Origin of the sequence: Eubacterium limosum, from assembly GCF_000807675.2 — a bacterium.
In the GTDB taxonomy this organism is placed as follows: Bacteria; Bacillota; Clostridia; order Eubacteriales; family Eubacteriaceae; genus Eubacterium; species Eubacterium limosum.
In genome coordinates, this window is the sequence record NZ_CP019962.1 from 1881592 (window position 1) to 1905751 (window position 24160).

Below are 24160 nucleotides of genomic sequence, written 5' to 3' on the forward strand. Positions count from 1 at the left end.
AAGAAGGTGGAATTATGAGTAAAGAAGAAGCAAAGAAAGTTGCTCCCAAGGCGCCCAGAAAAGGGCTGCCCAAGAAGAAAAAGAAAAGAATGGCAACCTGGAAAATCGTCCTGATTGTACTGGCGGTTTTGGTCGTTGCCGGTGTCGTGACAGGCTTTTCAGTCTACGCGGCCAATAGACAGGATATTTCAGATTTTACTTATCAGCAAAAGGAAAAAACACAGATTTTCTCCTCGGATAATCAGGTTATTGCCGAGATGGCCGCTGAGAACAGGACCTATGTCTCTCTGGACCAGATTCCAAAGGATCTGCAAAACGGCCTGATCGCAACAGAGGACTCCCGCTTCTATTCGCACCATGGTGTTGACTACTATGGGATTATGCGTTCACTGGTTTCGAATCTGTTCAGCGGCAACAGTACAGGCCAGGGGGCCAGTACCATTACCCAGCAGCTTGCCAGAGTGCTCTTTGACCTGGACGTTGCCGAACCCGGCTTTATGGATTCTGTCAACCGTAAGATGAAGGAAATCTCCATTTCAAGACAGCTGGAGGAAAAATATACCAAAGACCAGATTCTTGAAATGTACCTGAATGAATATTACTTTGGTTCCGCCTCCTATGGTGTGCAGGCAGCCGCTCAGACCTATTTTGGCAAAAATGTCTCTGACCTGAATCTGGCCGAGTCTGCCATGCTGGCAGGTCTGCCTCAGGCGCCGTCAGCCTATGCGCCCAACGCCAACTTTGAGGCGGCTAAAAACCGCCAGGCCCAGGTACTTGCCCGTATGGTAAAAGAGGGCTACATTACCCAGGAGCAGGCTGATCAGGCGTCAGCCACAGAAATTACCATTATGCCTTGGTCTGAGGAACAGACCAACGATGACATTAAAGAGGGCTATGGCTCCTTTGTCAGTGCGGCGCTCCAGGAATACGCCGAGGCTCTCGCGCCAAGCGTGATGAAGGAGAAAGGCGTGGACGAGGAGACTGCTATTAAGCAGATCCGGGAAAATATCGCAAACGGCGGTTACCGTGTTTATACAACCATTAACACAGGTTATCAGGATGCGGCTATTTCCGCCATGGAAAACGGACTGGATAATGCCGGATTCAGCCAGGAAAATGGCGATACTGGCGCCATTGTTACTGTGGATAAGGATGGCGCAGTACTGGGATACTATGCAGGAAATACTGATATTGACATGGCGGACTCACCGAGACAGCCTGGTTCTAACATCAAACCGCTCTACTACAGCGGCGCCATTGAAAAGGGTGTGTTCTCACCATCTTCAATTATCAAGGATGAGCCGATCAATATTGGCGGCTACTCACCGAAGAATTATGGCGGCGGCTACAGCGGCAATGTCACCATTACCCAGGCCCTCGTCAATTCACTGAATATCCCGGCGGTTAAGGTCTTTAATACCTTTGGCATTGAAAATGCCATCGACTGGATGAAAACGCTGGGAATTACAACATTCGTTAACCCAGGAGATTTGGACACTGGCGCGGACGACTATAATCTTGCCACAGCACTGGGTGGGATGACGAATGGGATTAAGCCTATCGAAATGGCCGCTGCTTTCAATTGCTTTAACGACGGCGGTGTTTATAATGAGCCTTACAAGATTGTTAAGGTTGAGCAGACCAACGGCAAGCAGGTCTTTGATAAGAGCCAGCTTGGTTTGACTTCCAGAAAGGTTATGTCTGAGGATACGGCCAGCTCCATGTGGGGTATCCTGCAGCAGGTTGTCACCAGCGGTACCGGCGGACGTGCGGCCCAGGCTTATCCGACAGCGGGTAAGACAGGGACAACGGACAACGAGGAAGATTTATGGTTCACCGGTATGACCGGGAACATTACGACCTCGGTGTGGGTCGGTAACCTTGAGCATGACCCGGTCGGCACAGGGAGTTATATCCCGGCAGGTATCTACGGCTCCTATGTCCGGTCACTGATCAACAATGACCTGGTCACTGAGTTTGCAGCGCCCTCTGAGTCTACACAGACAACGCCTATAACCACACCGACGCCGGCTGCGACACCGACGCCGACACCGGAAGCGACAGCAGCTCCAACGCCAGAACCAACAGTAGAGGCAGAACCGACACCGCAACCAACGTCTACACCGACACCGGTAACACCAGATGATGATGAGAAACCTTCCACTGAGGAAGAATAATTGAGGTGTCAAAATGCTGATCAAAAATAAAGAACATACCATTGATGATAAGTTTGAAATGCGCGGAGGAAATGGAACGATCCACATCAAGCATGTTGTGGATCAGGACATCCTCTGTGATAAGGGAAGATTATATGCGCAGATTACCGTAGAGCCAGGTTGCTCCATCGGTAGTCACGAGCATGTGAACGAAAAAGAAATATTTTACATCCTGAGCGGTCAGGCCCAGGTAACGGACAACGGCGTAAAGCGGACATTGAATCCCGGGGACGTTCTGGTAACAGGACACGAAAGCTCCCACGCGGTTGAAAACACCGGAGCCGTGAATCTTGAAATGATGGCGCTGATCCTTTACGGAGATGAGAAGCATGAATAAAGAAAATCGAAAAAAAGTGTTGGAGGAGCTTGAAAAGCTCTACGGCGGAGAAAAATGCGGGCTGGATTTTACCAGCCCTTTTGAATTGCTGATCGCAACCATGCTGTCTGCCCAGTGTACGGACGTGCGGGTAAATATTGTAACCGGCGAGCTGTTCAAAGAGTACAATACCCCGGAAAAGCTGCTGACCTTAAATGAGGGAGAGCTCAGGGAAAAAATCAAATCCTGCGGTCTTTCCAACACAAAGGCGAAGAACATCCTTCTGACCTGCCACATGCTGCTCTCAGAATACGACGGTGTTGTGCCCGAGACCATGGAGGAGCTTATAAAGCTTCCAGGTGTTGGACGGAAAACCGCCAATGTGGTTATGAGCAACGCTTTTGACGTACCAGCCATTGCGGTGGATACGCATGTGTTCCGGGTATCCCGGCGTATCGGGCTGGCAAAGGGAAACAATGTTCTCCAGGTCGAGAAAGAGCTGATGAAAAATATTCCCAGAGACTACTGGTCCCGGGCGCACCACTGGCTGATCTGGCACGGAAGGCGGCTGTGTACGGCCAGAAACCCCAAGTGTGAGAGCTGCGCGATCAATCCTTACTGTGACGATTATAAAAAGCGAAACAAGAAAAAATAAAAAATTGTATACAAAACCCAGATATTCCTTGATATTTTCTCTGGGATATATTAAAATGAGTAAAAGTTTAAAATTATTTTTCACAGGAGGAAGAGAAAATGAAGAAAAAAATCATTAGTGCTCTAATGGTTGGTGTTATGTGTGTATCCGTTTTCGCCTTTGCTGGCTGCAGCTCATCCGGAAGCGGAAGCAGCGGAGATACCATTAAAATCGGTGCTTTAGGTCCTTATACTGGCGATACCGCAATGTACGGTGTAGCAGCTAAAAACGGGATCGAGCTGGCCGCAGAACAGATCAATGCAAACGGCGGCATCAACGGAAAGAATGTCGAAGTCGTTTCTTACGATACCAAAGGTGACTCAACCGAAGCAGTCAACGCGTACAATCGTCTGCGTGACCAGGACGGCGTCGTCGCAATTGTCGGCTCTGTACTGACAGGCGAAAGTATGGCTATTAAAGAAATGGCACATGATGATAATATGCCGATCTTAACTCCGACTTCCACCGCGGCGGACGTTACAGCGGGCGCTCCAAACAGCTTCCGTGTATGCTATCTGGATGAATACCAGGGCAACGCCGGTGCGAACTTTGCAGTGAGCACTGAAAACGGCGGGTTAGGCGCTAAAACAGCTGCAATGCTGGTGAATTCAGGCAGCGCTTACTCTCAAGGGCTGGCAGACGCTTTCAAAGCTACCTTTGAAGCTAAGGGCGGCAAGGTTGTCGGCAGTGAATCCTACGCAGATAAAGATAAAGACTTCAGCGCTCAGCTGACCAAAATCAAAGAGCTGAACCCAGAAGTTGTCTATATTCCAGATTACTACAATGTAGCCGGTCCGATCATGCAGAAAGCTAAAGAAATGGGCATTACGTCCAAATTCATCGGCGGCGACGGATGGGACAGTGTTCAGGTAGACTACGCTGACGCTGCACAGGGCCAGTATTTTGCAAACCACTATGCTGCAGATTCCCCGAAGGAAGCGGTACAGAACTTTATCAAATCCTACAAAGACAAATACAGTGAAGCAGCCAATTCTTTCGCAGCTTTAGGCTACGATGGCATGAACGTTATGGCTGAAGCAATCAAAAATGCAGGCAGCACAGACTCACAGGCAATTGTTGATGCACTGCAGAAGATTGATTTTGACGGTGTAACTGGTCATTTCACATTTGACGAAGAAGGTAATCCAAAGGGCAAAGACATTACAATCATTCAGGTTGATAATGGCGAATTGAAATTTGTGACCACTGTACAGGGTGACAACTAAATCAAAATCACAAATGGATTAAAATAACAGATATAGAAGAGCCTCGGCTCTTCTATATCTGTTTATACAATATGGTGAATTAAAATATTTGAAAGGGAGGTAACTGTTTGTGGTCTTTTTGCAGCAGTTCATTAACGGACTGAATTCAGGCAGCATTTATGCATTGATCGCCATCGGTTATACGTTGGTATACGGTATCCTCAAGCTCATCAACTTCGCCCACGGCGAGATCATGATGTTTGGAGCCTATTTTGCATTTATTGCCGCAACGACATTGAACTGGCCCTTCTGGGCGGTTATTGCATTTTCAATGATTTTAACCGCAGTGATGGGTGTAGTCATCGAATTTATCGCCTACCGGCCATTGAGAAACGCGCCGAGATTATCCGCGCTCATCACAGCCATAGGCGTGAGTATGTTTTTACAGAACCTGGCACTTATGATCTTTGGAGCTGATCCAAAGGTTATGCCGAAGATTTTCCCTCAGGTAGTATTCCATGTGGGAGGTCTGGAAATTAATTCTATTACATTAATTACTATTGGTCTTTCTGTGCTTTTTATGATTTTATTGGAATTATTTATACAGAAGACGAAACAGGGCCGTGCCATGCGCGCCGTTTCAGAAAATCAGAATGCCGCTATTTTAATGGGAATTAATGTGAATAGAACTATTTCACTGACATTTTTGATCGGCTCTGCCCTGGGCGCCTTAGGGGGGATTTTATACAGTACCGCCTATCTGAACATCGCGCCGACCATGGGGACCATGCCGGGCCTTAAGGCTTTTGTTGCCGCTGTGCTTGGCGGTATCGGCAGTGTGCCGGGCGCTATGCTGGGCGGTTTTATCATCGGTATGATTGAAACCATGACCAAGGCTTATATTTCCTCAACCTGGGCAGATGCCATTGTGTTTTTAGTGCTGATCGTTGTGCTTCTGTTTAAGCCGACAGGTATCCTCGGCAAGAATACGAGAGAGAAGGTGTAAGACATGACAAAAGGACTCAAAAAATCATACATTGTCAACGCAATCTCAATGATCGTAATTTTTGCAGTGATTTACTCACTGGTGACCTTTAAGATTGTTACCAACTATTTTGGCGGTATTGTCATTCTGACCTGTATCATGATCATTATGGCGACAAGCTTAAATATTGTGGCGGGCTTTCTGGGTGAAATGGCGCTGGGCCACGCAGGCTTTATGGCCATCGGGGCTTATACAGCGGCCAGTGTATCCATCGCTATCACCAACGGAAATGACTCGCTGCCTGCGCTTCTGGTCTTGATCATCGCGTCTCTGGCCGGCGGGGTTGCGGCGGGGATTGTCGGGATTGTGATCGGGACACCGAGCTTGCGTCTACGCGGTGACTACCTTGGGATTGTTACCATCGGCTTTGCGGAAATCATTCGTATTTTCTTTGTAAACTTCCAGCCTACCGGCGGTGCGCAGGGTCTTAAGGGGATTCCGCGTATTGCGACCCTGGGCTATGTTTACTGGATTATGATCGTTGTTATTTTACTGATCTTTACGCTTGGGCGCTCCAAGTTCGGACGGGCCATTATGTCTATCCGCGAGGATGAGATTGCCTCTGAAGCAGCCGGGATTCCGACCACCAAATACAAGGTTATGGCCTTTACCATCTCCTCGTTCTTTGCAGGAGTCGGCGGCTCCCTGTACGCGCACTATCAGGGCTATCTGGACCCGAATAAATTTCAGTTCATGTTTTCAATTGAAATATTTGTCATCGTCGTACTCGGCGGTCTGGGCAGCGTAACGGGCTCTATTCTTTCAGCTATTGTACTGACGGTTCTGCCGGAGCTTCTGCGGCAGTTCTCGGAATATCGTCTGCTGGTATATTCTCTGGCTCTGGTAATTATGATGATTTTCAGACCTCAGGGCATGCTGGGACGCTATGAGTTCTCACTCACGCGTTTCTTTGAAAATCTGAAAAACCGTAAGAATACAACAAAGAATTCAGTGGACGGAGGTGACGCATAATGCCAATTCTTGAAGCAAAGGATGTAACCATGCGTTTTGGCGGTCTGACTGCTGTCGATAAATTCAATCTCACCTTGGGTTCCAACGAACTGGTAGGGCTGATCGGCCCCAACGGCGCTGGTAAAACGACGATTTTTAATACTCTGACCGGTGTCTATGTCCCAACCGAAGGGGATATAAAAATTGAAGGCAAAAGCATTGTGGGCAAATCTCCCCATGAGGTGGTTAAAATGGGTGCTGCCCGTACCTTCCAGAATATCCGTCTGTTTAAGGATTTAACCGCCATTGAAAATGTTGAAATCGCCTACCACAATTTTGTGAATTACAATCTGGCCCAGGGCCTCTTCCGCACCAGAAAGTTCTGGAAGGAAGAGCAGAAGGCCTATGAAGAATGTAAGAAGCTTCTTGAAATTTTTGATATGGGCGAATATGAACAGACCAAGGCAAAAAACCTGCCTTACGGTCAGCAGCGTAAGCTTGAAATTGCAAGAGCTCTCGCATCAGACCCCAAGGTCCTGATGCTGGATGAACCAGCGGCAGGGATGAACCCCAACGAGACCGAAGAGCTGATGGAGACCATCCATTTTATCCGGAACAAGTTTAATATCACAGTTTTACTGATCGAGCATGACATGAAACTGGTTATGGGGATCTGCGAACGGATTGTGGTTGTCGACTACGGCCGTACCATTGCAGAGGGAACACCGGACGAGATTAAGAACAATCCTGATGTAATCCGGGCTTATCTCGGAGATTAGGAGGGGTTTGATGTTAAAAGTAAAAGATCTTAATGTATATTATGGAAAAATCCATGCCATCAAGGGTATTACCTTTGAGGTAAATGACGGTGAAATTGTTACCCTGATCGGCGCTAATGGCGCAGGTAAAACCACAACCCTCCAGACCGTTTCAGGATTGCTGAGGGCGGAAAAGGGCATCATTTCTTTTCAGGGAGAAGACATCAGTAAGGTAAAACCGTACCAGATTCCGGATCTCGGCATTGCCCATGTACCGGAAGGCCGTCAGGTCTTTGCTGAAATGACCGTTTACGAGAATCTCGTGATGGGTGCTTTTATCAGAAAAGACAAGCGGGAGATCGCTCAGGATATGGAAATGGTCTTTAATTATTTTCCGCGCCTGAAGGAACGGTCCAAGCAGATTGCGGGTACCCTGAGCGGTGGCGAGCAGCAGATGCTGGCCATTGGCCGTGCGCTGATGACCAGACCGAAGCTTTTGCTACTGGATGAGCCATCCATGGGGCTCGCGCCGATTCTGGTTGATGAAATTTTCAGTATGATCCAGACCATCAACAGCGCCGGGACTACCATTCTGCTGGTCGAGCAGAATGCCAATAAAGCCCTGCGGATCGCGAATCGCGGCTATGTACTGGAAACCGGCAAGATCAAGCTGCACGGTACGTCAGAGGAACTGCTTACCAATGACGAGGTACGCACAGCTTATCTGGGCGGCTGATACAGCCTGAATAAAATAATAATTCACCATAGAATCCCGGGATTTCGTGATCCCGGGTTTTTATATGACAGGCAAAATCAGCAACTTGGACCTGATTTTTTGCAATTCGGGCCAAAATTTTTGAAGTTTACCTTAAAAACGAGCTGTAAAAGCCGAAAATTTTTAAAACAAAGCGTTTCTACGCTTGATATGGCATAATTCCTATGTTATACTTAGGAAATTGAGAATGTTTATAATTAGAGCTATGTGGAGGATAATATGAGCGCAAAAGAATTAAGTAATGAAAAAAATATAGTATCAGTTGAGATTACAGTATCAGCTGAAGACTTTCAAAAAGCAATTAAACAGTCTTACAACAAAAATAAAAAACATTTCACGATTCAGGGCTTCAGAAAGGGCAAAGCGCCCAGAAAGCTGATCGAAGCTCACTACGGTAAAGGCGTATTCTATGAAGACGCCATTGATTTCGCGTTTCCAGGTGCTTACAAAGACGCACTGGAAGAACTGAAAATTGAACCTGTAACCCGTCCAGAATTACAGGAAGTAAAAGAAGCCAGCGAAGATGGCGCAGTATTTATTGTAAATATTGGCTTAAAACCAGCTGCAACACTTGGCGAATACAAGGGCGCAGAGATTGAATCCCTTGAAGCGGTCATTTCCGATGAAGATATCGATGAAGAAATCACACGTATGGCTGGCATGAACGCACGCATGATCACAGACGAAAACGCTGAAGCTAAAAAGGGCGACACCGTTATCCTTGATTTTGTAGGTTACATTGACGATGTACCGTTCGAAGGCGGAGCAGGCCATGACTATCCTCTGGAACTGGGCAGCAATACCTTTATCCCTGGCTATGAAGAACAGCTTATCGGTGCAAAGACTGGCGAAGAAGTTGAAGTAAAGGTTGCTTTCCCAGAAGATTATCAGCAGGAAGATGTTGCCGGTAAAGATGCGGTCTTCAAGACAATGGTTAAGGAAGTACAGGTTAAGGAACTGCCGGAAATCGACGACGAATTTGCAAAAGACGTCAGTGAATTTGATACCTTAGACGAACTGAAAGCCAGCGTCGCTGAAAAATTAAAAGAAAAGAAAACAACTGAACTGCGCAGAAATGCTGAAAATAAAGTCATCGACTTTGCTGTTCAGAATGCAGAAATTGAAATTCCTTATCTGATGGTGGAAGAAGAGCTGGATCGCACCTTAGATACCTATGACCGTCAGCTAAAGGGCCAGGGTTTAGGCCTGAACGATTATCTGGGTTACATGGGTTCAACCGTTGAACAGTTCAGAGAAGGTATGAAAGAAGATGTTGCACGCAATCTTAAGGCAGATTTTGTTTTAACTGAGATTGCAGAGGCTGAAAAGCTGGAACCAACAGAAGAAGAACTGGAAGAAGAAATCAAAAGATATGCCGCTTCCATGCAGCAGGATTTTGAAGAATTTAAAAAGACAGTGAACGAAACGATGGAAGGTTATATGAAGACCGATATCAAACGCAGAAAAGCCATCGATTTCTTAGTCGACGCCGCTCAGGTTAAATAATAGGGGTATAACAATGAATATGAATCTTGTCCCTATGGTTATTGAACAGACGGGACGGGGGGAACGTTCTTTTGACATTTATTCACGTTTGCTGAAAGAGCGGATTATTTTCCTTGACGGGGAAATAAATGATACAACATCCAGTCTGATCGTAGCACAGTTAATCTTTTTAGAAGCGGATAATCCAGACAAAGATATTGAGATGTATATTAACAGCCCCGGTGGCTCAATTACCTCCGGGTTTGCCATTTATGATACCATGAACTTTATCAAATGCGATGTCTCCACCATGTGTGTAGGCATGGCGGCATCCATGGGCGCCTTTTTGCTGGCGGCCGGTGCCAAGGGCAAGCGCAAGGCGCTTCCGAACAGCGAGATCATGATTCACCAGCCTCTGGGCGGCGCCCAGGGTCAGAGTGTCGATGTGGAAATATATGCCAAACGTTTGATTAAAACGCGTGAAAAGCTCAATGAAATCCTCAGTGAAAAAACGGGTCAGCCCATTGACGTTATCGCAAGGGATACGGACCGGGACAATTTTATGTCTGCTGAGGAAGCGTTAGAATATGGTCTGATTGATCAAATCGTCAGTTCCAGATAAGAGGAATTAATATGTCAAACGAAAAAGATGGAATCAAACAGGTTTGCTGTTCTTTCTGCGGAAAGAGCCAGTCTCAGGTAAAGCGGATGGTTGCGGGACCAGGCGTCTACATTTGTGATGAATGTGTGGCCCTGTGTGAAGAAATCATTGCCAACGACTTTGTGCCAAAGGAAATTGATTTTGAAAATGTGCCGACGCCTCGTGAGATTAAAGCAAAACTTGACGAATATGTTATCTCCCAGCACCGCGCAAAACGTGCGCTGGCAGTAGCGGTATACAATCACTATAAGCGTATCAACGCAATGCTGGATACTGATGATGACGTTGAATTACAGAAAAGTAATATTATTTTAATCGGACCTACAGGCTCTGGTAAGACCCTTTTAGCTCAGACGCTGGCTCGGGTACTGGATGTACCCTTTGCCATTGCAGACGCTACCTCTCTGACAGAAGCCGGCTATGTAGGCGAAGATGTTGAAAATATTCTACTGAAGCTGCTGCAGGCAGCAGATATGGACGTTGAGCGCGCCCAGAAGGGGATTATCTATATTGATGAAATTGATAAAATCTCCCGAAAGAGTGATAATCCGTCCATTACCCGTGATGTCAGCGGTGAAGGTGTACAGCAGGCTCTGCTGAAAATTCTCGAAGGAACCGTTGCTAATGTTCCGCCGCAGGGCGGCAGAAAGCATCCGCACCAGGAGTTTATTCAGCTGGATACCTCCAATATCCTCTTTATCTGCGGCGGTGCCTTTGACGGTATGGACGGCGTGATTGAGCGGAGAATGGAAAAGGGCTCCATGGGCTTCAGTGCGACTATTAAAACCTCTGATGAAAAAGCCAAGGAAGAGCTTCTCGATAATATTGAGCCTCAGGATCTGCTGAAATATGGCCTTATTCCTGAATTTATAGGCCGTATTCCGGTCATTGCGACCCTTCAGAATTTAGATGAAGAGGCATTGATCAATATTCTTACCGAGCCTAAAAACGCCCTGGTTAAGCAGTATAAAAAAATGTTTGAAATTGAGGGTGTAGCGCTGGAGTTTGAAAAGGACGCTTTGAAGGCCATTGCCGAGAAGGCGTTGCAGAATGGCACTGGCGCCAGAGGTCTTCGCGGTATTATTGAAAATATCATGACAGACATTATGTTTGATATTCCTTCAGAAGAAGGCGTATCAAAGGTTATTATCACTAAGGATGTGGTCGAACAGCTGGAAGCGCCCGTAGTGGAATCACAGCCGAAAGCCAGTGAAGAAAAGACGACCAGTGTATCTTAGAATACCTGTAAAAAAGCAATCTTATGGGATTGCTTTTTTTATAACTAACTGAAAGACATCCCCTTTTATCTCTTAGAAAGGAGCAATAAAATGAATATTGAGAATGATGAAATGACTTTAAATAATCATATCCAGAATCCTGCGGGTCTTTCCGAAGATATCAAGGATGAACAGAAAGGCCTGCCCATGATTCCCATGCGCGGTATGAGCGTGTTTCCGGGAATGGTAGTTCATTTCGACATTGGACGGGATAAATCCATTCAGGCTCTTGAAACAGCTATGACAAGGGATCAGATTGTGTTTTTGACCGAACAGAAGGATATAAAAATAGAAGATCCGGAACCGGAAGACATCTACAGTGTGGGTTGTGTGGCCAAGGTTAAGCAGATGCTTAAAATGCCAGACAACCTGACCAGAATTCTTGTAGAGGTTCAGGAGAGAGCGAAAATTACCGAGTACATTCAGTATGAGCCCTTTTTTGAAGTGCTTTATGAGCCGGTTCAGAGTATTTATTACGATACTAAGGAAAATCAGGCGCTGATCCGTATGATCCGCTCAGCCTTTGCGACCTATATGACCATGACCCGGAAAATGGCGACAGACCTGCTGGCCTCGCTGGACCTTGTGGACAATCCGGACAATCTCATTGACCTGATCTGCGCCAACCTGGTGCTGGAGAGCAAGGATGCCCAGCGTATTCTTCAGGAAACCGATGTGGAAAAACGCCTGATGATCACCTATGAGGTGCTGGTCAGCGAGCTGGAGATGCTCCGCATTGAGCAGAACATTGACGCCAAGGTGAAATCGGAACTGGATAAAAATCAGCGCGAGTATGTTCTCAGAGAACAGATTAAGGTTATCCAGGAAGAGCTTGGCGAAGGTGACGTTATTGACGAGATTGAAGATTACCGTGAGCGCCTAGATGCGCTTGACGTCAGCGATGAGGTTCGGGAGAAGGTTACCAATGAGATTAACCGTCTGAACAAAATCCCGGCAGGGTCCTCGGAGGCTGGCGTAATCGAAAGCTATATTGAGTGGGTTCTCGACCTGCCATGGAATATTATGACAGAGGAGACTCTCAACGTAGTGGAGGCGAGAAAGATCCTTGATCACGATCATTACGCATTGGAGAAGGTCAAGGAACGTATCCTGGAATATATTTCTGTCCTTCAGCTGTCTAAATCGCTGAAATCACCGATTTTATGCCTGGTGGGGCCGCCGGGGGTTGGTAAAACCTCCATTGCCAAGTCCATTGCCCGGGCATTGAACCGCCCTTACGTGCGCATGTCTTTAGGCGGAATGCGGGACGAGGCAGAGATTCGTGGACACCGCAGAACCTATGTGGGTGCGATTCCGGGACGGATTATCTACCACTTGAAGCAGGCGGAAGCCATGAACCCATTGTTCCTGCTGGACGAAATTGACAAGCTCAGCCAGGATTTCCGGGGGGACCCGGCCTCCGCACTTCTGGAGGTTTTAGACCCGGAACAGAACAGTACCTTTACAGACAATTATCTGGAGCTTCCTTTTGACCTGTCCCATGTCATGTTCCTGACAACAGCGAACTCCCTTTCAACCATTCCGAGACCGCTGCTCGACCGCATGGAGATCATTGAGGTCAATGGTTATGTGGAAACAGAAAAATTGGAAATTGCCAAACGCTACCTGATTCCAAAGCAGCTGGAAATCCACGGATTAAAAGCCAGCAGCTGTAAGATCAGTCAGAAGGCGCTGCAAAACATTATAAGCTACTATACCCGCGAATCCGGAGTGCGTGAGCTGGAGCGCCAGATTGCCCGCGTGTGCCGTGTGGCAGCCAAGGAAATTGTGGAAAACGGCAAGCAGAGTGTTTCTGTTACCCAGAAGAATCTTGACAAATTCCTGGGTATGGAACGCTATTCCTTTGACACCATGAACAATGTCAAGGAGGTGGGCCTGGTCAACGGGCTTGCCTGGACCTCGGTCGGTGGCGAGACGCTTCAGATTGAAGTGGTTGTTGTCAAGGGAACCGGCAAGATCGTAATTACCGGTCAGCTTGGAGACGTCATGCAGGAATCTGCCAAGGCAGCCATCAGCTATATCCGTTCCAAGATATCGGAGTTGGGTATTGCCGAGGATTTCTATGAAAAGAACGATATCCATCTGCATGTACCCGAGGGCGCAGTGCCAAAGGACGGCCCCTCAGCAGGTATTACCATGACTACCGCGCTGATTTCGGCTCTTACAGGTAAGCCAGTGCCTCAGAATCTCGCCATGACTGGTGAAATCACCCTGAGAGGCCGCGTACTGCCGATCGGAGGACTGCGTGAAAAGCTGACAGCTGCGCACCGTGCAGGCATCAAGGAAATTATCCTGCCAAAGGAAAACCAGAAGGATCTTGAGGAAGTGCCGGATATGGTGCTGGATGCCCTCAATATTCACCCGGTCAGCAAAATGGAAGAAGTTACAAAAATTGTATTTGAGGAGCTCAAATGAAAGTAACCCAAGCAGAGATCGTCATCAGCGCGGTCCAGCAATCTCAATATCCTGAGGATAATCTGCCGGAGATCGTCCTGCTGGGGCGCTCAAATGTCGGTAAATCCTCCTTTATCAACACACTGATCCAGAGAAAGGGGCTGGCCCGCACCAGCTCCCAGCCTGGAAAAACACAGACCATGAACTTTTACAAGATCAATGACGCTTTCTATTTTGTGGATATGCCAGGCTATGGCTATGCCAAGGTTTCTAAAAAGGAACGTGAAAAATGGGGCGTGATGATCGAGGAGTACCTCCAGAAGCGTGAGAACATGGTGCTGGTACTGCTGCTGGTAGACAGCCGCCACGAGCCCACCGAGGACGACCGGCTCATGTACGACTGGCTGACTTATTACGGCCTTGATCCAGTTATCATTGCGACAAAGGCCGATAAAATTTCAAAGGTACGGCAGAAAAAGGCAGTCGACAACATTTTCAATACATTGCGGCCAAGAAAGCGGAGTGATGTTATTCTGTTTTCAGCAGCCACTAAGATGGGAAAAGACGAAGCCTGGGAAGTAATTGAAGGACGGCTGTAAATTTTCAAATAAAGCAGGCTTGCAAATGATAAGCCTGCTTTTTATTTTAACAGCCAGAGGAAGAATATGTTGAAGGAAGAAAAAATCAGAGAGGCCGCCAGGGCGGCCGGAATAAAGATGATCGGCTTCGGAGAGCCGCACCCTCTGACAGAGTGGCTGGAGCCGTTGGAAAAACGCCGGGAGCAGGGAAGGGTCACAAGTTTTGAGCGCACACCGCCTGCCAGACGTGTTGACTACAGCCAGGCCTTTCCAGAGGTAAAGGGGATCATCGTTATCGGTGTGCCTTACTGCTCTGAGCTGCCAAAGCCGGAAGATAACACTCCCCGCGGAAAGATTGCTTCGGTGGCCTGGGGCCAGGACTATCATGAGGTGGTTACAGGAAAAATGGATGCTCTTATGGCGCTGCTGAAAGAAACAGATCCGTCCCTTGACTACAGAGGATATGTGGACAACAGCCGCCTTTTGGACCGGGCCACAGCATGGCGGGCTGGTCTGGGCTTTTTTGGTAAAAACAACACCCTCATCAATCCAGAATACGGCAGTTTCTTTTTTATTGGGCAAATATTGGTAAATAGCTCCATCGACTTCGAGCCTGCCGAGACGCTTAAAAGCCGCTGCGGCACCTGCCGACGCTGTCTCGTGGCCTGTCCGAACCATGCCCTGGGAGAGGGATATACGCTGGAGCCAGAGCGATGTATTTCTTATCTGACCCAGAAGAAAAAGCTGACTGCAGAGGAAGAGCGACTATTGGGGATCACTTACCTGTACGGCTGTGACGACTGTCAGCGGGTTTGTCCCTGGAATATAAGACGATCAGACAGCAGGCCGGACTGGCCAGGCATAGGGCCAGAAAGCGTTTATCCGGGACTGGATGAAACCGAAGCGATCAGCGGACTGGATTTTGAAGAAAAGTTTGGAAAGACAGCCGCCGCCTGGCGCGGGAGAGATGTCATTGCCCGAAATGCAAGAATTATTAAAAATAACCTAAAAAATCATGCTAAAGACAAGAATTAATGCTATAATAGTTAGCGTGTAATAATTATAGAACCATGATTATCGATATCAGTTAGAAGGAGAATTGAATGATTAGAGATCGTTTTGCTCCAAGCCCCACTGGCAACGTGCATGTGGGCAGCTTGCGAACCGCCTTATACAATTATTTATTTGCCCAAAAGAATAATGGACAGTTTTTGCTGCGCCTTGAAGATACGGACCGCACCCGTTATGAAGAAGGTGCGGTTGAGAATCTGCTGGATGCCTTGATGGTAACCGGCGTGGTGCCGGACGAAGGCCTTTTTGAGGAGGACGGCAAAATTATCCAAAAGGGAGACTGTGGTCCTTATATCCAGTCAGAACGTCTGGATATTTATAAAAAGTACATTGACCAGCTGCTGGAAGACGGGCAGGCTTACTACTGCTTTTGTACGAAGGAGCGTCTGGACGAGGTGCGTGAAAAGCAGAAAGCAGCCGGTGAGACACCGCGCTATGACGGGCATTGCCGTAATCTGCCCAGGGAAGAAGTGGAAGCGCGTGTCGCAGCGGGAGAACCCTGCGTCATCCGTCTGAAGCTGCCGGAAGACCACGTTGTCGCCTTTGACGATGCAGTCCGCGGCAGGATAGAGATCAACACCAACGATCTGGATGATCAGGTGTTAATTAAAACCGACGGCTTTCCAACCTACCATTTTGCCGTTGTTGTTGACGACCATCTCATGGGCATTACCCATGTTATACGGGGCGAGGAATGGCTGCCTTCTACACCTAAGCATGTATATTTATATGAATGCTTTGGCTGGGAACAGCCTCAGTACGTTCATTTATCCAATATCCTGAATGACGACCACAAAAAGCTCAGCAAACGCCAGGGCGATGTGTCTGTCGGTGATTTCCTGAAAAAAGGCTATCTGCCGGAAGCGCTCATTAATTTCCTTGCGCTTTTAGGCTGGAGTCCTGAGAATGAGCAGGAAATCTTTTCAATGGACGAGTTGATCGAGGCCTTTGATCTGTCCAGAATCAATAAATCTGGAGCAGTGTTTGACCGGGCAAAGCTGGATTGGATGAATGCCCACTATATCAAGGAGCTTCCCATCGAGGAACTGACAGGGCGGATGATTCCATATCTTCTGGACGCTGGCTATATCACGGAAGTGGATGTTCAAAACCGTATGCCATGGCTTGAAAAGGTTGGTGAGCTTATGCGTGAGCGTCTCAATTACTTTGCACAGGTTCCAGAAGAAACAAAAATGCTCTTTGATCGCAATTTTGAGATTACAGATCCGGAAAGCCTTGATATTCTGAAAGAAGAAACCGTTCCAGTGCTTTTTAATGCTTTGGTTGAAAAGATCACAGAGAGTGACGTGGTGGATACTGAACGTGCCAAAGCGATTCTGAAGGAAATACAGAAGGAATACAAGGCAGAAAAAATAAAAGGAAAAATGCTTTACATGCCTACCCGTATCATGTTGACCGGCGAAATGCACGGACCAGATTTAACACTGATTATGGATGTACTCGGCAAGGAAGAGCTGTTACTGCGTCTTGAAAGAATGCGCAGCATGATTCATTAGAAATCTCTAATGGTTAAGTAGAGGAGGAAAGTGTGTGAAAGAAAAGGTTAATACCAAAAAGACCATCACACTGGTTATTTTTATTGCGATTCTTGCGTTTTGCGGCTACACCCTGTTTCATGGCCTCAGTGTGGGAATTTATGATATTGGAAAAATCGGAGATCATGTGCACTATGGTCTGGACCTGACCGGTGGGGTAAATGTGGTGCTTCAGGCTGAAGCGACAGACGACAGCGGTATTACGTCTGAAAAAATGGACAGTACCGTCGCCGCCATAAAAAAACGTGTGGACTCCATGGGCGTCAGTGAAGCCCAGGTTTCGAAACAGGGTGAAGACCGTATCCGTGTGTCTATTCCGTCGGTACAGGATCAGCAGCAGGCTCTGGATATGATCGGCAAAACCGCTCAGCTGGAATTTGTGGGCCCGGACGGCGAGGTTATTCTGACCGGTAAAGACGTTGTGGACTCCAAAGCAGTCCAGCAGAAATCGAGCAGCGGATTGGAAGAAGCTGTTGTTACCCTGAAATTCAACGAAGAAGGCACTCAGCTTTTTGCCGACGCGACGCAAAAATATCTAAACCAGCAGATATCCATCAAGCTGGATGAGGAGGTTATCAGCAGCCCAAAGGTTAACGTGGCAATCACCAATGGTGAGGCCGTTATCGAGGGGATGGCAGATATGGAAGAGGCAGGAAATCTGGCTGAGCTTATCCGCGGCGGCGCGCTGCCAGTCAAGCTGAGCCCAATCGAAGTAACAACCATCGGGCCGACACTAGGCCAGGATTCCCTGAACCAGAGTCTGATCGCCGGTGCCATCGGTATCGCGGCTGTACTGCTGTTTATGCTTGTTATGTACAGAGGCCTTGGTTTTATTGCCGATCTGGCTCTGATCATCTATATTATGCTCGATTTAATTCTGATGGTTTTTGCCAATGTTACACTTACCCTGCCAGGGATTGCCGGGATTATTCTTTCTGTGGGGATGGCTGTCGATGCCAATGTTATCATTTTTGAACGTATTAAAGACGAGTCACGCTCCGGAAAATCCATCAATGCCGCCATTGACGCGGGCTTTAAACGTGCTATGGGTACTATTATCGACTCCAATGTTACGACACTGATTGCAGGCTTTGTGCTGTTCTTCATGGGCAGCGGCAGTGTTCAGGGCTTTGCTGTAACATTGATTCTCGGTATTATTGTGAGCTTGCTGACAGCCGTTATTATTACAAAACATCTGACCAAGCTGGTCATCGGTACGCATCTGTTTGGCAGCGGCAAGTTCTATGGGATCTAAGGAAGGAGCAGAAGGATGAAGACATTAAAACTAGTTGAAAAAAGTAAAATCTGGTTCAGCATCGCAATCGTTCTGGTTCTTATCAGCGTAGGTTCCCTGCTTATAAGAGGCTTGAATTTTGGGATCGACTTTGTAGGCGGTACCATTGTCACTATTGATCTGCATACGCAGTTTAATACCGACGACGCACGTCAGATTACAGATCAATACGACAAAAGTGCGGAGATAACATACGCCGGTGACGGACAGGACCGCATTGTGATCAGTACCAAGGAAAGCCTTGACACTGACCAGCGCAAGGAGCTGTTTAATCAGTTCAGGGATAAATACAGCCTCCAGGACAGCGATCTGGTATCAGTCGATACTGTTACAGCTACAGTCGGCTCTGAAACAGCGCGCAACGCGGTGATCGCATCAGCTGTAGCGGTTCTGCTCATGCTGATCTACATCACCTTCCGGTTTGAGTTCTATTTTGGGCTCTCAGCGATCATTGCGCTGCTCTATGATATTACCATTGTCATCGGAGTTTACGCTCTGTTCCAGATCCAGGTCAACGCGCCCTTTATTGCGGCTATTCTGACTATTTTGGGGTATTCTATCAATGATACCATCGTTGTGTTTGACCGTATCCGCGAAAATGAAACCCGGATCGGCATGCGCGACATTAACGAGCTGGTCAATGTGAGTGTCTCACAGACCCTGAAGCGAAGCATTAACACGGTTGTGACAACACTTCTGGCCATTTTGGCTCTGTATATCTTTGGCGTTGAGGCTATCAGAAGCTTTGCCCTGCCGTTGATCGTCGGGATTGTCAGTGGCTGCTACTCATCAATATTTGTAGCCAGCCCGCTGTGGGTACAGTTTCAGAAGCGGTTCCCTAATTCCAAGAGCAATAAAAAGAATAAGAAAAAAGCGGTTTCAAATACCAATAAGGGTAGAAATAAACAACCGCAGGTATAAAAGTAAAAACCAGGAGCCGGCTGCACGGTTGAGCAGCCGGTTTCTTTGTATAGAGGAAGCATATGGTAAACACAATTTGGAAAGAACGAAAAAGCAAAACAGAAGCCAACATTGAGGCGGTTGAGGAACTGATAGAGGAATGCGGTCTGACGCCTTTGTCGGCCAGATTGCTGGTTAAGCGAGGATATGACACTGCTGATAAGGCCATGGCCTACATGGACCCGGACTTCTCGGATTTTTATGATCCCTTTGGATTGCCGGACATGCAGAAAGCTGTCGACAGATTGCTAAAGGCCAGGGAACAGGGAGAAAAGGTCTGTATCTACGGCGATTATGACGCTGACGGTACCACTGCTGTATCCATCCTGATGCGCTATTTTAAAGCCATTGGAATCGAAGCCTTTTACCAGATCCCTAACCGCTTGGAGGAGGGCTATGGTATGAATATTCCAGCCCTTGAGGCAGTCATTAAGGCAGGGGCCAGTCTGATCGTAAGTGTGGACAACGGCATTGCGGCGCACGAACAGGTGGACTACTGTAATGAACAGGATGTTGATGTAATTGTGACAGACCACCATGAGTGCCAGGGAGAAGTCCCCCGGGCACTGGCAGTTGTAGACGCAAAGCGGGAGGATTCGTCCTACCCCTTTTCAGAGCTCTGCGGCGCAGGAATTGCGCTGAAGATGGTGATGGCTCTGGACAGTGTTCTGGAACTGGATTCAGATTTGCAGGAGTATATTGAATGCGCGGCCATCGCTACTGTAGCCGATATTGTGCCGTTGAAGAGCGAGAACCGTATCATTGCCTCTCTGGGAATCGATTATCTGAATACCAGCCCAGTCAATCTTGGAATTCGAGCGTTGATTGAGGTCAGTGAGCTTAAGCGGGTAAATGCTGGAAACATCGGCTTTGTCATAGCGCCGAAGATCAATGCGGCAGGCCGTTTAGGTGAGGCCGGTAAGGTAGTTGAGCTTTACCTGACACAGGATGAAGCACAGGCGGCAGAAATCGCGGCATATCTGAGCATGGAAAACCGAAAACGACAGGATATTGAGCAGGAGATTTTAGAGCTGGCTAAGGCGCAGGTAGAGCAGCAGCATCTTGACGAACAGGGTGTTATGGTAGTGGCCGGGGACGGCTGGCACCCCGGTGTCATTGGTATTGTAGCCAGTAAGCTTCAGGAAACCTGGTATCACCCTGTCGTTGTCATCGGCATTGATGAAAAGGGAATGGGCAAAGGCTCCTGTCGGAGTGTGGAGGGCTTTAATATTTTCGAGGCACTCCAGAGTTGCTCAGAGCTTTTTACAACTTTCGGAGGGCATGAGCAGGCGGCTGGTCTGAGCATTCCTGCGGAAGATATTCCCAGATTTGCCGAAAAGGTCAATACCTATGCGTCAGAAAAGGGGATTAACCGTCTTTTGACCAAGACAATGTACTATGACAGTGTTATGGGAATAGGCGATGTGAGTGAAGCTCTGGTCGAGGAGCTGGATCAGTTTGAGCCCTATGGTGTGGGAAATCCCGGGCCGGTATTTTTAATGGAGGGGCTGAAGCCACAGGACGCCCGGAAAATGGGGAGTGATAAAACACATCTCATGTTTTTGGTACCGCCCTACCGCTGTGTGGGCTTTGGAATGGGGGCCGCTCTGGACGATGGAACCGATGGTCAATTTTCTATCCTATGTAAACCAGAAATTAATTGCTTTCGAGACAAAAAAAGCGTACAATTATTATTAAAAGATATTAAACGGTCGCCTTTTTACCACAACCAGTCCGCCTACAACCTGGTTGAGCGGATCAAAAACGCACCGGTGGCAGAACTGCCGGAGCTTGGATTGACAGCCCTTGACCGTGAAGCCATGAACCTTACGCGGGAGGATCTGAAGCTGATCTATACCTTGATGCGCCAAGTGCAATTAAAGGGAGCGGCAGTCGATCGGATTGTTCGGAAATTTGAGACGCTCAATGTCTTTAAGCTGCTGGCAGGTCTGAATATTCTTCAGGAGTCTGAGCTCATTCGGTTTCGCCTTAAAAAGGGCATGGTTTTTTGTGAAATTCTTGCGTCAAATGGAAAAAAAGATATTCAAAAGGCACCGTTAATGGTAAAATTAAGAACATATCTTGATTATGAATGATTAATAAGAAAAGAGAAGGATACGAAATGGATATTAAGAGCAAAATCGATATTTTTGAAGGTTTTCCAAAGGAAGGAATCAGTTTTAAAGATATTAACAGTCTGATCCGCGATCCGGAGGCATTTAAGTTTGTCATTGACGAATTTCATAAAATTGCCAAGGCGCTTGACGTTAATCTGGTTTGTATTCCAGAGGCGAGAGGCTATATTTTTGGTACGCCGCTGGCCTATCTCCTGAATGTGGGACTGGTTCCGGTGCGTAAGCCTGGCAAGCTTCCTGGCGAGGTTGTGGCAGAGGAATACGACCTTGAATACGGCACCAACACAGTCGAAATTCAGAAAAGTGCCATTAAGCCCGGGGATCGTGTGGTTATCATTGACGACCTGTTGGCAACCGGCGGAACCATGAAGGCGGCGATCGACCTGGTAGAAAAGCTCGGCGGCGAAGTCTGCGGTGCATTGTTTTTAATAGAACTGACTGAGCTGAAGGGTCGGGAAAATCTCAAGGATTATTTTGTATCCAGCTTAGTACAGTATCCGGTATAAAACACTGAAAATGACCGGGGCTTTTTAGCTTCGGTCATTCTTTATCCAGTGTAGGCACTCATAGAAATAAAGGTGGGCAGAACCATGGCGAACGAAGCAATAGAACATAAAATTGATAGTTTAATCGAACTTGTGAAAAAGAACAATCCGAACGCAGATACTGAGATGATTCTAAAGGCGTACCACCTGGCAGACGGGGCCCATAAGGACCAGAAGCGCTTGTCAGGAGAGGCCTATATCATCCATCCTGTTTCGGTTGCGTATATTTTAGCAGAGTATAAGATGGATACGGAAACCATAGTTGCTGCCATTCTGCATGATGTGATCGAGGACACCTCGTATACTTACGATGATATTAAGGAAATGTTTAACGAACAGGTAGCCGACCTGGTCGAGGGCGTTACCAAAATTGGCAAGATTGAGTATCAGTCAAAGGAAGAAAGCCAGGCTGAGAACCTCCGAAAAATGGTTCTTGCAATGTCCAAGGACATCCGTGTTATCCTGATCAAGCTAGTGGACCGTCTGCACAATATGCGGACTCTGGAGTATATGAAGGAGTCCAAGCAGATTGAAAAATCCAGAGAAACGCTGGATATATACGCGCCCATAGCGAACCGTCTGGGGATACAGACCATCAAGGCAGAGCTTGAAGACCTTGCGTTAAAATATCTGGACCCTGACGGCTATTACGACCTTGTAAAAAAGGTCAAAATGAAAAAGCAGTCCCGAGAGGAATACATCAATAAGGTTATTAAGATTTTAGAGAAAAAGATTGATGAAGTTGGGATTGAAGCTAAAATTTATGGCCGTTCTAAGCATTTTTATTCCATTTACAGAAAAATGAAGGCTCAGAACCGCAACTTTGACGAAATCTATGACCTCATCGCGGTGCGTGTGATTGTGGATAGTGTAAAGGACTGTTACGGCGTTTTGGGTATTGTTCATACACAGTGGAAACCTATTCCCGGACGCTTCAAGGATTATATCGCAATGCCGAAGCCCAATATGTACCAGTCCATTCACACCACGGTCATCGGGCCAAACGGCGATCCTTTTGAGATCCAGATCCGGACAAAAGAAATGCATGAGACAGCAGAGTACGGGATTGCAGCACACTGGAAATACAAAGAAGGCATTACCGACAGCAACAACAAGGAGCTTCGGTATGAAAACAAAATGTCCTGGCTCCGCCAGATTCTCGAGTGGCAGAAGGAGCTGGATAACGCCAACGATCTGGTGGAGACCATCAAGGTTGATCTGCTCAATGAGGAGGTTTATGTATTTACCCCACAGGGCAAGGTAGTTGAGCTGCCAATGGGCTCCTGTCCGCTGGATTTTGCCTACCGCATCCACAGCGATGTGGGAAACTCCTGTGTGGGCGCTAAAGTCAATGGTAAAATCGTACCTCTCAACTATACACTGAATAACGGGGACATTGTGGAGATTATGACTTCCAAAAACTCCAACGGTCCAAGCCGTGACTGGCTCAACTTTACCAAGAGTGCTCATGCCCGCAACAAAATACGGCAGTATTTCAAAAAAGAAGAAAAAGAAGAAAATATTGCCAAAGGCAAGACCATGCTGGAGCGTGAGATCAAGCGCGAAGGCCTTCAGGATACCAAGCTCCTGAGTACAAGTGAACTGGAAGTAGTCAGTGACAAAATGGGTTACAAGACCCTCAGTGATTTTTATGCCGCCATTGGCTACAGCGGTGTGAAAATCGGTACAGTCCTGCAGAAAATGCGGCTGCTTTTCCCCAAGGAGTTCCCAGAACCCGAAGAGGAAGTAGTTATTAAAAAAACCGCAAAACTCAAGAAATCCAACAGCAGTGTTATCGTGGCAGGACACAACGAAATTGACGTGCGTTTTTCCAAGTGCTGTAACCCTGTACCAGGAGACAAAATTGTGGGTTATATCACGGTTGGCAGAGGAATCTCTGTTCACCGGACCGACTGCCCCAACGTGCTGGGAATGACAGACCCCAGTCGTATTGTCGATGTCGAATGGAACAAGTTTGGTATAGGCGGCAGTTTTACGGCTGAAATTCAGATTAAGGCCCGTGAAAAACAGGGACTGCTCATTGAAATCTCTAAGATTTTCCTTGAGATGAATATCCCGCTTACAGCCTTAACGGCCAGAAATGAAAAGGGAGAGTTTGATTATTTCTCCGCGACCTTTGAGGTCAAGACCAGGAGAGAACTCAATCTCCTTATAAAAAATTTAAATAAAATACCGGAAATCATCAGTATTCACCGTGTATAG

The 24160-nt window shown here is 47.3% G+C and carries 20 protein-coding genes; all 20 read left to right on the forward strand.

Going from position 1 to position 24160, the window contains the following annotated elements; translation table 11 throughout:
* Positions 1-14: 14 nt before the first annotated feature.
* Positions 15-2177: a transglycosylase domain-containing protein gene (locus B2M23_RS08705; RefSeq protein WP_038352840.1), complete on the forward strand. Its 2163-nt coding sequence runs from the start codon at positions 15-17 to the stop codon at positions 2175-2177.
* 13 nt (positions 2178-2190) lie between these two features.
* Positions 2191-2553, forward strand: a complete 363-nt coding sequence (locus B2M23_RS08710) for a cupin domain-containing protein (protein ID WP_038352839.1) — start codon at positions 2191-2193, stop codon at positions 2551-2553.
* Positions 2546-3187 (forward strand): endonuclease III, encoded by a 642-nt coding sequence (gene nth / locus B2M23_RS08715; RefSeq protein ID WP_038352838.1) that lies wholly within the window; start codon positions 2546-2548, stop codon positions 3185-3187. The genes B2M23_RS08710 and nth overlap by 8 nt, the downstream gene beginning before the upstream one ends.
* Before the next feature lie 98 nt (positions 3188-3285).
* A complete protein-coding gene (locus tag B2M23_RS08720) occupies positions 3286-4452 on the forward strand; it encodes an ABC transporter substrate-binding protein (RefSeq protein WP_038352837.1) in 1167 nt (388 codons plus the stop codon).
* Between the two features lie 109 nt (positions 4453-4561).
* Positions 4562-5437 (forward strand): branched-chain amino acid ABC transporter permease, encoded by an 876-nt coding sequence (locus tag B2M23_RS08725; RefSeq protein ID WP_038352836.1) that lies wholly within the window; start codon positions 4562-4564, stop codon positions 5435-5437.
* Positions 5438-5440: 3 nt separating this feature from the next.
* Entirely contained in the window at positions 5441-6448 is a 1008-nt protein-coding gene (locus tag B2M23_RS08730; RefSeq protein ID WP_038352835.1) for a branched-chain amino acid ABC transporter permease, read from the forward strand.
* Positions 6448-7206: an ABC transporter ATP-binding protein gene (locus B2M23_RS08735; protein ID WP_013381795.1), complete on the forward strand. Its 759-nt coding sequence runs from the start codon at positions 6448-6450 to the stop codon at positions 7204-7206. The genes B2M23_RS08730 and B2M23_RS08735 overlap by 1 nt, the downstream gene beginning before the upstream one ends.
* Positions 7207-7216: 10 nt before the next feature.
* A complete protein-coding gene (locus tag B2M23_RS08740; protein WP_013381794.1) occupies positions 7217-7921 on the forward strand; it encodes an ABC transporter ATP-binding protein in 705 nt (234 codons plus the stop codon).
* 258 nt (positions 7922-8179) lie between these two features.
* The gene (tig, locus tag B2M23_RS08745) at positions 8180-9466 is read left to right on the forward strand and encodes a trigger factor (RefSeq protein ID WP_038352834.1); all 1287 of its coding nucleotides are present in this window, start codon (positions 8180-8182) and stop codon (positions 9464-9466) included.
* 19 nt (positions 9467-9485) lie between these two features.
* Entirely contained in the window at positions 9486-10067 is a 582-nt protein-coding gene (gene clpP / locus B2M23_RS08750; RefSeq protein WP_038353137.1) for an ATP-dependent Clp endopeptidase proteolytic subunit ClpP, read from the forward strand.
* Between the two features lie 11 nt (positions 10068-10078).
* Positions 10079-11344 (forward strand): ATP-dependent Clp protease ATP-binding subunit ClpX, encoded by a 1266-nt coding sequence (clpX, locus tag B2M23_RS08755; protein ID WP_038352833.1) that lies wholly within the window; start codon positions 10079-10081, stop codon positions 11342-11344.
* A 90-nt stretch (positions 11345-11434) separates the two neighbouring features.
* On the forward strand, positions 11435-13819 hold the full coding sequence (lon, locus tag B2M23_RS08760; protein ID WP_081571152.1) for an endopeptidase La: 2385 nt from the start codon (positions 11435-11437) through the stop codon (positions 13817-13819).
* On the forward strand, positions 13816-14397 hold the full coding sequence (gene yihA / locus B2M23_RS08765; protein ID WP_013381789.1) for a ribosome biogenesis GTP-binding protein YihA/YsxC: 582 nt from the start codon (positions 13816-13818) through the stop codon (positions 14395-14397). Before lon ends, yihA begins: the two co-directional genes overlap by 4 nt.
* Positions 14398-14463: 66 nt before the next feature.
* On the forward strand, positions 14464-15411 hold the full coding sequence (queG, locus tag B2M23_RS08770; RefSeq protein ID WP_052237314.1) for a tRNA epoxyqueuosine(34) reductase QueG: 948 nt from the start codon (positions 14464-14466) through the stop codon (positions 15409-15411).
* Between the two features lie 68 nt (positions 15412-15479).
* On the forward strand, positions 15480-16964 hold the full coding sequence (gltX, locus tag B2M23_RS08775) for a glutamate--tRNA ligase (RefSeq protein ID WP_038352832.1): 1485 nt from the start codon (positions 15480-15482) through the stop codon (positions 16962-16964).
* Between the two features lie 34 nt (positions 16965-16998).
* Positions 16999-18258, forward strand: a complete 1260-nt coding sequence (gene secD, locus B2M23_RS08780) for a protein translocase subunit SecD (RefSeq protein WP_038352831.1) — start codon at positions 16999-17001, stop codon at positions 18256-18258.
* Between the two features lie 15 nt (positions 18259-18273).
* Complete coding sequence (gene secF, locus B2M23_RS08785) at positions 18274-19218, forward strand: protein translocase subunit SecF (RefSeq protein ID WP_038352830.1); 945 nt, start codon at positions 18274-18276, stop codon at positions 19216-19218.
* Positions 19219-19280: 62 nt separating this feature from the next.
* Complete coding sequence (gene recJ / locus B2M23_RS08790; protein ID WP_052237313.1) at positions 19281-21353, forward strand: single-stranded-DNA-specific exonuclease RecJ; 2073 nt, start codon at positions 19281-19283, stop codon at positions 21351-21353.
* 26 nt (positions 21354-21379) lie between these two features.
* A complete protein-coding gene (locus B2M23_RS08795) occupies positions 21380-21898 on the forward strand; it encodes an adenine phosphoribosyltransferase (RefSeq protein ID WP_013381783.1) in 519 nt (172 codons plus the stop codon).
* An 84-nt stretch (positions 21899-21982) separates the two neighbouring features.
* Positions 21983-24160: a RelA/SpoT family protein gene (locus B2M23_RS08800; protein ID WP_038352829.1), complete on the forward strand. Its 2178-nt coding sequence runs from the start codon at positions 21983-21985 to the stop codon at positions 24158-24160.